This window comes from Bifidobacterium sp. SO4, assembly GCF_018555355.1.
Lineage (GTDB): Bacteria > Actinomycetota > Actinomycetes > Actinomycetales > Bifidobacteriaceae > Bifidobacterium > Bifidobacterium miconisargentati.
In genome coordinates this window covers 39,830-51,722 of sequence record NZ_JAFEJP010000002.1, presented here as the reverse complement: position 1 = coordinate 51,722, position 11,893 = coordinate 39,830, and the positions used below count along the sequence as shown (strand labels likewise).

Below are 11,893 nucleotides of genomic sequence, written 5' to 3'. Positions count from 1 at the left end.
ACCATATATACGGTGGCACCCGTTGGCGTCCGGCGATGCTCGCTGTCCACATTAGTCCCGCCAAGCGCCAAGGACCTCCCGGACAGCTAAGCAATCAGCGCGAATGGCCGCAGCCCGACCTTGGCCCTCACTTGAAGGCGATGGGATCGGCATCGCCGCCAAAACAAGCGCGTTATAGGCGTGGTTTATAATCGGCCACGGTTCTGATCGGGCGAGCGGCACCGGACGTGTGTCTGCCGGGCCGGTCAGGGCGAGTCGCAATTCTCGCCGGGGCCGCCGCTGCCGAGCATATTTCAGCCGCGACAAAAGAGCCCCGCACAACCCAAGGAAGTAGAGAGTATGGAGAAGTTCTTCCATCTGAAGGAGAACAACACGACGGCCTCGACCGAGATCCTGGCCGGTCTGACCACGTTCTTCGCGATGGCGTACATCATCGTCGTCAACCCGCAGATCCTGTCCAAGACGGGCATGCCGTGGGGCGGCGTGTTCCTGGCCACCATCATCGCGGCCATCATCGGCACCCTGGTCATGGGCCTGTTCGCCAACGTGCCGTACGCGCAGGCGGCCGGCATGGGCCTCAACGCATTCTTCACCTACACGGTGTGCTTCGGTCTGGGCTTCACCTGGCAGCAGACCCTGTGCATGGTGTTCCTGTGCGGCCTGATCAACATCGTCATCACCGTCACCAAGATTCGCAAGATGATCATCATGGCCATCCCCGAGGTGCTGCAGCAGGCCATCGGCGGCGGCATCGGCCTGTTCGTGGCGTACGTGGGCATGCTGAACGTGGGCCTCATCAAGTTCACCCCCGGCGACGCCAAGGAGGCCGCCAAGGGCGGTGCCGTGGCCGCCACCCCGGGTCTGGCCGAGTTCAACGACAAGATGCTGTGGGTCTTCCTCATCGGTCTCGTGCTGGCCATCGTCTTCACGGTCATGAAGGTCAAGGGCGGCCTGCTGCTGGCCATCGCCATCACCACCGTGGCCGGCATCCCGTTCGGCGTGACCAACTTCGGCTCCTCCGTGTCCATCTCCGAGACCTTCTCCCAGCTGCCGCAGACCTTCGGCGCGATCTTCTCCGCCGACGGCTTCCCGGCGCTGTTCTCCGATCCGACCAAGCTTCCGCTCGTGATTGTGACGATCTTCGCCTTCTCCATGTCCGACACCTTCGACACGCTGGGCACGTTCATCGGCACCGGCCGCCGCACCGGCATCTTCTCCGCCGCCGATGAGGAGGCCCTGGAGAACGGCCACGGCTTCTCCTCCAAGATGGACAAGGCCCTGTTCGCCGACTCCATCGCCACGTCCATCGGCGCCATCTGCGGCACCTCCAACACCACGACCTATGTGGAGTCCTCCGCCGGCATCGCCGCGGGCGGCCGCACCGGCCTGACCTCCGTGGTGGTGGCCATCTGCTTCGCGCTGTCCGCGTTCCTGGCCCCGGTGATTTCCGCCGTGCCGTCCGCGGCCACCGCAGGCGTGCTGGTGATCGTGGGCTGCCTGATGGCCGCCTCGCTGAAGGAAATCGACTGGGCCAACATCGACGACGCCATCCCGGCGTTCTTCGCGGCCGTGTTCATGGCCTTCTCCTACTCCATCTCCTACGGCATCGCCGGCGGCTTCATCATGTACTGCATCGTGAAGACCTGCAAGGGCAAGGCCAAGGAGGTCCACCCGCTACTGTGGATCGTCTCCGCGCTGTTCATCCTGGACTTCGTGTGCATGGCGCTGCTGTGATCCAAGCGCTGTAGCTGACGCACATGGGCCCGCATCGATTCGTTCGGTGCGGGCTTTTTTGGCTCTGTTAAACCAAGATTGACATGAATTCCATTGGACTACCCCTCAGTCGGCTTCGCCGCCAGCTCGTCCTGCAATTAGAGACGAACTTCGTTCGCAGTCTGTTGGCTCGACTGTCGTCTCGCACATCGCCTACAAACAGCTCTGCTGTTTGTTTCACGGCGATGTCCTGACAAGGGGAGCCAAGAATAAGGGCCATGTCAATCTTGGTTTAGCGGAGCCTTTTTGCCGCCGGTACATTCCCAATCCACTTGAAGAAGGACTCTCAAACGGGCCATACGCAACCTTCGGCGTCGGTTTCATGCTATTAGCGAGCGGAAACTAGCACGAAACGGACGCAAATCGGCCTGCGAGCGTCGGTTTCACGCTAGGACTGCATGCCTTCTAGCACAGAACCGACGCTGAATGGTGGTTTTGCGTCGGTTTCTTGCTAGTCGCATTAGTCTTCTAGCAAGAAACCGACGCCCGCACGCCCATAGACAGCCCACCGCCTCGCCGCGCCACCACACCGCCGGCCAGCCCCTCTCCAAAACGCGGGAAGCCCCGCACGGCAGATATATGCCATGCGGGGCTTCCGCTGTTGATAGAGGGACGGCGACTTCCGTCGCGGACAACGAGCTACGCACTGGTTGCCGCTCGGCTATCGCCGAGTCTTCGCCTACAAACAGTCCGGTGGACTGTTTGCTTGGCGGCTCAGCAGCTCCGTCACTGATCGTTTGACGGAAAAGCCCCGCCCGAAGCGGGGCCCTTCCGTCAAGCGATCAGCCGAAACGACCGGAGATGTAGCGCTCGGCCTCGGCGTTCTGAGGATTGTTGAACATCGTGGTGGTGTCCGCGAAGTACTCCAGGTGGCCCGGCTGGCCCACGGCCTTCAGGTTGAAGAAGGCGGTGTAGTCGGCGATACGGGCGGCCTGCTGCATGTTGTGGGTCACGATCACGATGGTGTAGTCGTCCTTGAGCTCGTTGATCAGATCCTCAACGGCCAGGGTGGAGATCGGGTCGAGGGCGGAGCAGGGCTCGTCCATAAGCACCACCTGCGGGTGGACGGCCACGGCGCGGGCGATGCACAGACGCTGCTGCTGACCGCCGGACAGACCGATGCCAGGGTTGTCAAGACGATCCTTGACCTCGTTCCACAGGTTGGCGCCGCGCAGGGCCCACTCGACCAGATCGTCCGCGTCGGACTTGCTGATGTGCTTGTTGTTCAGACGCACACCGGCGAGCACGTTCTCGCGGATGGACATGGTCGGGAACGGGTTCGGGCGCTGGAAGACCATGCCCACGTCACGACGGACGGAGACGGGGTCCACGTCCTTGTCGTACAGGTTCTTGCCCTCGAGCAGGACCTCGCCCTCGACGTGCGCGCCGGGGATGAGCTCGTGCATGCGGTCGAGCGTGCGCAGCACGGTGGACTTGCCGCAGCCGGACGGGCCGATGAAGGCGGTGACCTTGTTCGCCTCGATGTTGATGTTCACATCCTCCACGGCCAGGAAGTCGCCGTAGTAGATGTTCTCGTGGTTGACGTCAATACGTTGTCCCATGATGTTTCCTTATTGTTTTTATGTCTTCTGACGATTATGGACTACCCTCAGTCGGCTTCGCCGCCAGCTCATCCTGCAATTAAGGACGAACTTCGTTCGAGACCTGCTGGCTCGACTGTCGTCTCGCACATCGCCTACAAACAGCTCCGCTGTTTGCTTCACGGCAATGTCCTGACAAGGGGAGCCGAGAGAGGTGTCTTTAGCGCTCGGTCTTGACGGCGAAGACCTTCGCCACCAGGCGGCCGATGAGGTTGAGCACCAGCACCACGATGATCAGCACCAGGGCGGCGGCCCAGGCGCGTTCCATCGGGATGGTGGTCACGCAGGCCGCGGTGGCGTTGGCCGGGCAGTTGGCGGAGAGCTTGGAGTACTCCTGGTAGACGTACACAGGCAGCGTGGTCATCTGGCCGGCGAACAGGTTGACGTTCGTGCTGGCGATGTAGCCTGCGGTCATGAGCAGCGGTGCGGTCTCGCCGATCACGCGGGCGATGGCGAGGATGCAGCCGGAGACGATGCCCGGCAGGGCCGTACGCAGCACGATCTTGGTGATGGTGCGCTGCTTGGTGACGCCGAGGGCCAGGGAGGCCTCACGCAGATCGTTCGGCACGATCTTGAGCATCTCCTCGCAGGACTTGACCACGGTGGGCAGCATCAGCAGGGAGAGTGCCACGGAGCCTTCGAAACCGTTGATGGTGCCGGGGCCGAACACGATGGTGAACATCGAGAAGGCGAACAGACCGGCGACGATGGAAGGGATGCCGCTCATCACGTCGACCAGCAGGGAGATGGTCATGGCGAGCTTGCCGCCGTGCGCGTACTCGACGAGGTACACGGCGCACATGACGCCGATCGGGATGGAGATCAGCATGGCGCCGCCGGTGATCTCCAGGGTGCCGATGATGGCGTGGAGCACGCCGCCGTAGCCGCCGGAGGGGGTCGGGTTGCCGCCGACCGCGCCGGTCATGTTGTAGCTCAGGAAGTTGAGGTTCAGACGCTTGAAGCCGTTGACGATGGTGGTGTACAGCACGGAGATCAGCGGGATGCAGGCGATCACGAAGGCCAGCGCGATCAGGCCGGACATGAACATGTCCTTGCCCTTGCGGTACTGCTCGGAGGAGCGGGTGGGGCGGAACTTGTCGAAGTCGATGACGGGCGCGCCGTCAAGGTTCTTCTTCTTGGTTTCTTCAGCCATCAGGCACCTGCCTTCTCAGTGATCTTGCGAGCCGCGAAGTTGACGATGAAGGTAATGAGGAACAGGATCAGACCGGTTCCGATCAGCACGGAAACACCAAGATCGTTGGCTTCGGGGTACTGGGCGGCAATGTTGGATGCGATCGCGTTGCTCTGGGAGGCCTGCAGGATCTTGATGGAGTAGCCGGTGACGCTCGGGGAGAGGATCATCAACACGGCCATCGTCTCACCAAGTGCACGACCGAGGGCCAGCATGGATGCGGAGACGATGCCGGAGCGGCCGAACGGAATCACGGCCAGCTTGATCATCTCCCACTTGGTGGCGCCCAGACCGTAGGCGGCCTCCTGCTGGAGGGTCGGTGTCTGCAGGAAGATATCGCGCGACATGGAGGTGATGATCGGCAGGACCATCACGGCGAGCACCACGGCCACGGTGGCCACCGTGCGCTGCGGGTTGGCGGCGGGGCCGGCGAACAGCGGGAACCAACCCAGGTGGTTGGCCACCCAGTTCCAGAACGGGTAGATGGCGGGCACCAGAATCAGGCCGCCCCACAGACCGTAGATAACGGAGGGGATTGCGGCGAGCAGGTCGATGACGTAGCTCAGGCCGGTGGCGACGCTCTTCGGCGCGTAGTGCGAGATGAACAGGGCTATGCCGATGGACACGAAGAACGCGATGATCAGGGCCAGGATGGAGATGAGCACCGTACCGAACAGCAACGGCAGCACGTAACCCCAGAAGCTGGAGACCTTGCCGCCGGTGAAGCTGGAGATGGTCTCGCTGTTGGCCTTCTGGTCGCCGCCGATGAGCGGCCACGCGCGGAAGAAGAGGAAGAGGAACACGGCTGCGAGCACGACCAGGATCAGGATGCCGCAGGCGTAGGCCACGCCGCGGAACACCTTGTCGGCGGTTTTGCCGCCGGAGGGTTGCAGAGCCGTTTTGTCTTGCGAACTCACGGATTCTCCTTAACGAAGGATTTTCTTGAGGATGGGGTTTCAGCCAGATGATCGGGCCGTTCGGCGCCGTTTTCGGACATGTGCCTTAACCGGCTTTGAGCCGCAGCCGTAGAGGTGCTACGACTGCGGCTCAAAGTTCCGACTGCAGTGCAGTCTGCTATTCGGTTATCGGATCAGGATCCATGCCCGTGCCGTATGTGAGGCCCGTGCGATCACTTGGTCTTGATGGCTTCGATGGACTTGGTGATCTGCGAGGTCAGGCTGGACGGCAGCGGAGCGGAGCCGGCGGCGTCCTGAGCGGCCTTCTGGCCCTCGGCGGAGGTGACGTAGGTCAGCCAAGCCTTGGCGAACTCGCCCTGCTTGGCGTCCTTGTAGGCCGGGCAGACGATGTCGTAGGAGACCAGGACGATCGGGTAGGCGCCGTCGGCCTCGGTGGCGTGGTTGATCTTGACGACCACGCGGTTCTCGCCCTTGGCGGTGTCGTCGAGCTTGGAGTCCTCGATGACCTTGGAGCCGGCCTCGGCGGAGATCTCGTTGTACTTGTCGCCGACCTTGATGGCGGCGGTGCCCAGGTCGCCGACCTGGGAGAAGTCGGCGTAACCGATGGTGCCGTCGGCCTGCTTGACGGTGGAGATCACGCCGGAAGTACCCTTGGCGCCCTGGCCGACCTCGTTCGGCCAGTTCTCGGACAGGTCGTAGGTCCAGGCGTCAGGAGCCTGATCCTTGAAGTAGGAGACGAAGTTCTGGGTGGTGCCGGACTTATCGGAACGGTGGACCACGGTGATCGGGGTGGCCGGCAGCTTCAGATCCTTGTTCTGGTCCTGGATGGCCGGATCGTTCCAGGTGGTGATCTTGCCGTCGAAGATCTTGGCAGCGGTGGCGGCGTCGAGGTTGACGTGCTTGCCGGCGTCGGAAACGCCCTTCAGGTTGAAGACGATGGCGATCGGGGAGATGTAGACCGGCACGTCGAAGGCCTGGCCGGAGGCGCAGACGGACTTGGACTTGGCGATGTCGTCGTCGGACAGGGCCTTGTCGGAGCCGGCCCAGGCGGTGGCGCCGGTCAGGAAGGTGGTCACGCCGGCGCCGGAACCGGTGGGGTTGTAGGCGATCTTGGCGTCCGGGTTGGTGCCCTGGAAGCCGGCGATCCAAGCCTCGACGGCGGCCTGCTGGGAGGTGGCGCCGGCGCCCTGGAAGTCACCGGAGATCGGGGTGGACTTGGAGGAGGAGTCGGTGGAAGAAGAGTTGGTGTTGGTGGAAGCGGTGTTGTCGCCGCAAGCAGCCACGGAAGCAAGCATCACAATGCCGGAAAGGGCGGCAAGGGAGCGAACGAGAATGTTCTTCTGCATGATTTCTTGAATTCCCTCTATCAATGTTCGCGGGTCCGAACGGCCCGTTCGATTCATGACAACTACAAGCCTATGGGCGGTTGGAGGGCGGGGAGCACGAAATCAGTAAACGGAAGATGAACACTTGCTGATGAATGCGACTACGTTTGCGCTACGTAGTTTGCGGGTGCGCGACCGGAATAAAAAATGCTCCCGGCATCGGGAGCATGGTATGCGGGCCTTGGTCGGGCGACCGACCTGCTTACTCGGCGGGCGTATCGATCTTGTAGCCGAGGCCGCGCACGGTGGTCAGGTACTTGGGGTGTGCCGGATCCTCCTCGATCTTGGAGCGCACGCGCTTGACGTGCACGTCGAGGGTCTTGGTGTCCCCCACGTAGTCGGATCCCCAGATGCGGTCGATGAGCTGGTGGCGGGTCATCACGCGGCCCTTGTTCTGCATGAGGTATTCCAGCAGCTCGAATTCCTTGAGCGGGAAGAACACGGTTTCGCCGCGCACGGTGACCTGGTGCTGGCCCACCTGCATGGCGATGTCGCCGCAGACCAGCGGGATGTCGTCGTCCACGGAGCCGGAGGCCTGCATGGTGGTCTGGTTGCGGCGCATGACGGCGCGGATGCGGGCCAGCAGTTCACGGAACGAGTACGGCTTGGTCACATAATCGTCCGCACCGATCTCCAGGCCCACGACCTTGTCGATCTCGGCGCTTTTGGCGGTGAGCATGATGATCGGCACACGGCTCTGCTCGCGGATGCGGCGGCACAGCGCGGTGCCGTCGATGCCGGGCAGCATGAGGTCGAGCAGCACCAGATCGATGCCGCCCTTGGTGAACAGTTCCAGCCCCTCCTCGCCGGTGGCGGCGGCGGACACGTCGTAGCCTTCGCGCGTGAGCTGGTAAACCAGCGGCTCACGATAGGATTCCTCGTCTTCGACGATAAGAATGCGCGTCATAGTAGCCTTTCTCGGGTAGGTTCCCGTGCGCATCGGCACAAAATTTCCAGATTCCATCGTAACCATTCGCTCTCTGTTTGCCTGCTGTTTGACTGAAGTACGTAATTCTGCGGTATGTCTACGCCGGATGCCGCGCATAGTGTCCCCGCCCTGCAACGTGTGGCGCAAGTCGCACGGCGCTTGGCAAGGCCTGCCGTATCACATGTGTTCCACGTATCCGAGGACACGGTTGCCTACGGACGCGACCGCCCGTGCGTCACTGCCGCATGCGTCCGCCCGTGCCGTCACCGCCGTGTTCCTCCGGAGCCTCGGGCATGGTGATGGTGAACGTGGACCCCTCGCCCTCGCGCGACCATACGGCGATCTTGCCGCCGTTCTCCTGCACGCAGTGCTTGGTGATGGCCAGCCCCAGTCCCGAGCCGCCGGTCTGGCGGGAGCGGGCGGGATCGACCCGGTAGAACCGCTCGAAAATGCGGTCCAGCGACTGTTCGGGGATGCCGATGCCCTGATCGACCACTCGGATGACCACGCGGCCATCCTGTTCGCTCACGCCCACGGCCACGGTGGTGTGCTCGGGCGAATAGTGGATGGCGTTCTCCACCAGGTTCTTGACGGCGGTGTTCATCGCCTCCTTGTCGGCGACGATGGCCGGCGCCTTCGGGGCCTCGGCCGAATCCTCGCCCTCTCCCTCGTCCAGTGGCACGGGCTTGCCGTTGACGCTCAGACGGATGTCCACATGCCGCGCGTCCGCCTGCACGCGGTTGGCGGCGATGCCGGCGCGGGCCACGTCCAGCGCCGAAATGCGCTCCGGGTTCATCACGCCCTGCGAGGTCTGGGCCTTCTGCAGGTCGATGAGATGGCGGACGAGCTCGGTCAGTCGCGCGGATTCCTTGGTGATGCGACCGGAGAAATAGCGGACAGCGTCCGGGTCGTCGGCGGCGTCGGTGATGGTCTCGGCGAGCAGCGAAATCGCGCCGGCCGGGGTCTTGAGCTCATGCGAGACGTTGGTCACGAAGTCGCGGCGCACGGCCTCGAAGCGGCGCTGCTCGGACACGTCGTTGATGAGGATGGCGTAGAGGTCGTCGTCGATATCGCCGATGCGCACGCGCAGGTACAGCGTGTTGGACGGCAGCGACTGGCCGGCCTCGATGCCCTTGCCGTTCAGGGTCGGGAACTGGTTGCGGTGGACGGGCAGCTGGACTTCGCGTTCGCGCACGCCGCCGTCGGACGCGGCCTGGGTGAGGATGTCCTCGACCTCGCGCGAGTTGAGGCGGCCGCTGGACACCAGGCCGAACGGCACCGAACCGGGACTGGCGTAGTGGACGGTGCCGTTGCGGTCGGTCACGATCAGGGCTTCGGGCAGGACTTCGACGAGACGGCGTTCGGTGGGACGCACCGGCACGTCACGGCCGAAGAGCGACCATGCGTCCTCGTCCGTGGCGGCGGCCTCCTCGGCGGCTTTGCGTCCGGCGACGCGACCCTTGTTGTACGCGATGACGACGGCCCACGCCAGAACCAACGCGGCGAGCACCACAAGTACGACGAATTTCCAGATTCCCATGGCTTCTAGCCTAAAACGCCCGGGATGTAGCGCCACGGCCAAACTACGTAAGTTCGCCTACTGTTCATCTAGTTTTGCGTGCGACGACAACAAAAAACGCCGCCTCCCGCGAAAACGGAAGACGGCGTTTTGTCTGCGTCAGCCTTGATCAGGCCTGTCTGTCAGGGCTCACAGATCGTAGTCCTTGTCCTTGCTTTCCTTGATGAGGAACAGGGCGAGCAGGGCGACGGCGGCCATGATGGCCATGTACCAGCCCACACCGGCCACGCCGAACTTGGAGGTGACCAGGGCCTGGGCGATGGTCGGGGCGAACGCGCCACCGAAGATGGCGGCGAGGTTGTAGCTCAGGCCGGCGCCGGAGTAGCGCACATGCACCGGGAACAGTTCGGGCAGGTAGGCGCCGCACGGTCCGAAGAGGCTGCCCATGAACACGAAGCCCACGCACAGGAAGATCATGATGTGCGCCGCTGAGTGCACGAGGAGCAGCGGGGTGAAGAAGCTGAACACCAGCGTGCAGAAGGTCGCCGCGATGAGCACCTTCTTGCGGCCGATCTTATCGGCGTACACGCAGGAGATGATGATGAAGATGGCGAAGAAGACCACGGAGGTCATCTGCATGAGCAGGTACTCGCCCTGCGTGAACTTCAGGCCCTTGACGCCGTAGGCCAGGGACCAGGTGCCGAGGATGTAGAACAGCGTGTAGGTGATGCCCATGGCCACGGTGCCGAGAAGGACTTCCTTCCAGTACGGCAGCAGGTCGGTCAGCGGGTGCTTGGAGGTGCGCTTCTCGTCGGAGGCCTTCTGGAACACCGGAGTCTCGGACATGCGGGCACGCACGTACAGGCCGATGGCAACCAGCACGGCGGAGCACAGGAACGGGATACGCCAGCCGAAGGCCACCATCTGCTCCTGGCTCAGGTTGGACTCGAGCAGCAGGTTCAGGCCGTAGGCGCAGAAGAAGCCGATCGGGGCGCCGAGGTTCGGGAAGGAACCGTACAGGGCGCGCTTGTCGGCCGGGGCGTTCTCGGTGGCCACCAGCGCGGCGCCGGACCATTCGCCGGCGAGGCCCACGCCCTGGCAGGCGCGGCAGATGCACAGGATCACCACGGACCATGCGCCGATCTGGTCATAGCCGGGCAGGCAGCCGACCAGGAAGGTGGCGATGCCCATGGTCATCAGGGCGATCACCAGGGTCTTCTTGCGGCCCATCTTGTCGCCGAAGTGGCCGAACAGCATGGAGCCGAACGGACGGGCCAGGAAGGAGACGGCGAACGTGACGAACGCCATCAGCGTGGCGAGCGCCTGGTTGGACTTGGCGACTTCGGTGAAGAACACCATACCGAAGTAGCTGGCGGCTGCAATGGAATAGCAGTAGTTGTCGTAGAACTCGATGGCCGTACCGACCATGGATGCGGCGATGATCTCGGGAACCGAATCCTTCTTCACCGGTTTCGTCATCGCTGCGGATGCACTTGCAGACATGTTTCCTCTTCCCCTCATGCTGCATGGATTCCGCGTATTACCTATCCGCGGATATCTGTCTTCACGAAATGAAGCACAGCGACCGGCATGCGGAGGAAGGGTTGGTATGGCTTGTGGCCCCAGCGACGTTACCCCCACACATCGCTGTGCCTGACGCATGAGTATGGCTCAAGCGACGGCGGGGTTGGCGGGAACGCTCACATAGTGAACAGGCGGTCCGTGAGGGGCGGCGGGTCGGCGGGGAGGGGCCGGGGCTTGCCCTGAGCCCGCCCCGAGCCCCCGGCCGGAACCTTACAGACGCTTGACGATGTCCACGGCCAGACGGGCGGCGGTGTCGGCGTATTCGGAGATGTCGAATTCCTTGAACACCTCGTAATCGGTGTCGGCGTTGTCGGAAAGGGCGCGGATCACGAGCGCGGGCACCTCGTTGCGGGCGGCCACCTGGGCCACGGCGGCGCCTTCCATCTCCACGGCGTCCGCGCCGGTCAGGCGGATGACCTCCTCGACCTTCGCGGGAGTGTCCACGAAGTAGTTGCCGGAGGCGATGATGCCGGTGATGTGCGTGATGCCGGCGGCGGCGAGCGCCTGGTCGGCCACTTCGATGAGATGGTCGTCGGAATGGAATTCGGTGACGGGCGTCTCGGCGGTGCCCGGCTTCCACTGGCCCACCAGACGCATGTCCGTGTCGAGGTAGCGCAACGTGCCGCCGAGGACCACGTCGTTGATGTGCAGGTGGGTGTTGAGGTTGCCGGCGATGCCGGAGAAGATCACGGCGTCCGGGGCGAACTCGCTGATGAGCAGCTGCGTGGTGGCGGCCGCGTTGACCAGGCCCATGCCGCCCACGGTGGCGACCACCTTGATGACGTGCGAGCCGAAGGAGTCCACGGTGCCGGACACGATGTCAAGGCTGCCCTTGGCGGTGTGGGTGACGTGGGTGAGAGACTTGGCGATGAGCGCCACTTCCTCGTCCAGGGCGCCGATGATGGCGACGGTCTTCATGCCCATGTTGGTTTCCTTTCGTGGAGTAGTTGGCTGTGGTGGGGGTGGTCGACCCCGCGGCCCGGAGCGGTTGCGG

The 11,893-nt window shown here is 63.4% G+C and carries 9 protein-coding genes; 1 reads left to right on the top strand and 8 read right to left on the bottom strand.

Translation table 11 applies throughout. From position 1 onward, the window contains the following. Positions 1-339 precede the first annotated feature (339 nt). Complete coding sequence (locus JS536_RS01680) at positions 340-1,734, top strand: NCS2 family permease (RefSeq protein WP_214355540.1); 1,395 nt, start codon at positions 340-342, stop codon at positions 1,732-1,734. An 821-nt stretch (positions 1,735-2,555) separates the two neighbouring features. Here JS536_RS01680 and pstB read toward each other — a convergent pair. The 8 genes from pstB to mtnN all read right to left on the bottom strand — a co-directional run bounded on the left by pstB (position 2,556) and on the right by mtnN (position 11,823). After that, positions 2,556-3,335, bottom strand: a complete 780-nt coding sequence (gene pstB, locus JS536_RS01675) for a phosphate ABC transporter ATP-binding protein PstB (RefSeq protein ID WP_033890559.1) — start codon at positions 3,333-3,335, stop codon at positions 2,556-2,558. A gap of 199 nt (positions 3,336-3,534) precedes the next feature. Continuing rightward, positions 3,535-4,527, bottom strand: coding sequence for a phosphate ABC transporter permease PstA (gene pstA / locus JS536_RS01670; protein WP_214355539.1), 993 nt, complete (start codon positions 4,525-4,527; stop codon positions 3,535-3,537). Continuing rightward, positions 4,527-5,483: a phosphate ABC transporter permease subunit PstC gene (gene pstC / locus JS536_RS01665; RefSeq protein ID WP_214305066.1), complete on the bottom strand. Its 957-nt coding sequence runs from the start codon at positions 5,481-5,483 to the stop codon at positions 4,527-4,529. Before pstC ends, pstA begins: the two co-directional genes overlap by 1 nt. A gap of 212 nt (positions 5,484-5,695) precedes the next feature. Beyond that, the gene (gene pstS, locus JS536_RS01660) at positions 5,696-6,829 is read right to left on the bottom strand and encodes a phosphate ABC transporter substrate-binding protein PstS (RefSeq protein WP_109057856.1); all 1,134 of its coding nucleotides are present in this window, start codon (positions 6,827-6,829) and stop codon (positions 5,696-5,698) included. Positions 6,830-7,070: 241 nt separating this feature from the next. Then, entirely contained in the window at positions 7,071-7,775 is a 705-nt protein-coding gene (locus JS536_RS01655) for a response regulator transcription factor (RefSeq protein ID WP_214355538.1), read from the bottom strand. Positions 7,776-8,031: 256 nt separating this feature from the next. Then, on the bottom strand, positions 8,032-9,336 hold the full coding sequence (locus JS536_RS01650) for an ATP-binding protein (protein ID WP_214355537.1): 1,305 nt from the start codon (positions 9,334-9,336) through the stop codon (positions 8,032-8,034). 168 nt (positions 9,337-9,504) lie between these two features. Then, positions 9,505-10,818, bottom strand: a complete 1,314-nt coding sequence (locus JS536_RS01645; protein WP_214305063.1) for an MFS transporter — start codon at positions 10,816-10,818, stop codon at positions 9,505-9,507. A gap of 291 nt (positions 10,819-11,109) precedes the next feature. Beyond that, the gene (gene mtnN / locus JS536_RS01640; RefSeq protein WP_109057938.1) at positions 11,110-11,823 is read right to left on the bottom strand and encodes a 5'-methylthioadenosine/S-adenosylhomocysteine nucleosidase; all 714 of its coding nucleotides are present in this window, start codon (positions 11,821-11,823) and stop codon (positions 11,110-11,112) included. Positions 11,824-11,893: the final 70 nt, after the last annotated feature.

Excerpts from the sequence above, each read along its gene's own strand:
- mtnN (WP_109057938.1), bottom strand. The coding sequence starts at position 11,823 with ATGGGCATGAAGACCGTCGCCATCATCGGCGCCCTGGACGAGGAAGTG.
- JS536_RS01680 (WP_214355540.1), top strand. The coding sequence starts at position 340 with ATGGAGAAGTTCTTCCATCTGAAGGAGAACAACACGACGGCCTCGACC.
- JS536_RS01655 (WP_214355538.1), bottom strand. The coding sequence starts at position 7,775 with ATGACGCGCATTCTTATCGTCGAAGACGAGGAATCCTATCGTGAGCCG.
- pstA (WP_214355539.1), bottom strand. The coding sequence starts at position 4,527 with ATGGCTGAAGAAACCAAGAAGAAGAACCTTGACGGCGCGCCCGTCATC.
- JS536_RS01650 (WP_214355537.1), bottom strand. The coding sequence starts at position 9,336 with ATGGGAATCTGGAAATTCGTCGTACTTGTGGTGCTCGCCGCGTTGGTT.
- pstS (WP_109057856.1), bottom strand. The coding sequence starts at position 6,829 with ATGCAGAAGAACATTCTCGTTCGCTCCCTTGCCGCCCTTTCCGGCATT.
- pstB (WP_033890559.1), bottom strand. The coding sequence starts at position 3,335 with ATGGGACAACGTATTGACGTCAACCACGAGAACATCTACTACGGCGAC.
- JS536_RS01645 (WP_214305063.1), bottom strand. The coding sequence starts at position 10,818 with ATGTCTGCAAGTGCATCCGCAGCGATGACGAAACCGGTGAAGAAGGAT.